1 protein-coding gene is annotated in these 1,115 nt (G+C 56.1%); it reads right to left on the bottom strand.

Annotated elements, in window-relative coordinates:
* Nucleotides 1-22: 22 nt before the first annotated feature.
* The gene (locus F7P65_RS21825; protein ID WP_150295645.1) at nt 23-1,078 is read right to left on the bottom strand and encodes a calcium-binding protein; all 1,056 of its coding nucleotides are present in this window, start codon (nt 1,076-1,078) and stop codon (nt 23-25) included.
* Between the last annotated feature and the right edge of the window lie 37 nt (nt 1,079-1,115).

Below are 1,115 nucleotides of genomic sequence, written 5' to 3'. Positions count from 1 at the left end.
TGTCCAAGAAGGCGAGGCCACCTCAATCCAAGGTGACGATGAGCCTTGAGGCTTCGAACCGTGAGAAGTCGAGCGTGTCGAAATCATCTCCACCATCAAGAACGCCATAACCGCCGCCGATAATGACGACCGTATCGTTGCCTTCTTCTCCGCGGACATTGATAGTACCCCGGACCTCCACATAGTCATCGCCCTTTCCGCCGTAGATCGACGGAGTGTACCCGGAGTCGACCCCGGTAAAGATGACGCCGTTGACGCCGGAAAAGACGTCGTTGCCGTCTGATCCGCGGATGTTTTCTATGCTGTGGAGCATAACATCGGCAGTATGAAGAGGGGTGGCCGTTCCCGTGAGATCCAGCGTGTCGAAACCAGATCCGCCTAAGAGGTCAGCTGCTGGATTACCATAGAAAGTGTCGCTTCCGGCGCCTCCGTAGATGACGGGATGATCTGCGCCCAGATTGAAAATGTCGCTACCGGGCGTGCCGATTAGCCTCTCGATATTTGCAAAGTTATCCGTGCCGAACCGGGAGCTAACCGCATGAAAGCCCGCGTTCAGTGTGATCGGCGACGATGATCCGAAGTGATAATATGACAGGACATCACTGTCGGCGCCTCCATCGTAGAATGCCCCCTTGGACCGTCCGATGAGGAGGTCTTCGCCTTCGCCCCCTGAAAGCACATCTCCGGACAGGCCTGGACCAACTAGAACATCGTTGCCAGCTCCGCCATTGAGGTGGTTTCCACCCTGCAGTGACGTACTGATAAGGAAGTCGTTGCCACTCCCGCCGATCAGGTCGTCCCTTGACGATGTGGAGTAGCCTGCACCGGAAGCTCCGAGAATGATCGAACTTGCCGACATCCCGGCAGATCCTACCGTGATCAGATCCTGCGATTCGGTCTTCAAAACGACACTGCTGTTGGTGCCGCTGCGGATCGTGTACCCGACGCCGATGAAGTCGTACATCAGGGTTTCTGTTTTTGTCTCGTCTATGTATTCGCGGGAGTAATGTCGCTCACCGCTGAGGCCTGTGATCACCGTCTGTCCAAATGGATTTCCGACTATGCCGAAGTTCTTCATGGTCGGCAGGATTGTCCGCCGTCAGCGCCCATGGCAC

It is taken from the genome of Sphingobium estronivorans, from assembly GCF_008692605.1.
Classification (GTDB): domain Bacteria; phylum Pseudomonadota; class Alphaproteobacteria; order Sphingomonadales; family Sphingomonadaceae; genus Sphingobium; species Sphingobium estronivorans.
This window is presented reverse-complemented; position numbering and strand designations above follow the sequence as displayed.

Coding starts and splice junctions, on each gene's coding strand:
- F7P65_RS21825 (WP_150295645.1), bottom strand. CDS start 1,078: ATGAAGAACTTCGGCATAGTCGGAAATCCATTTGGACAGACGGTGATC.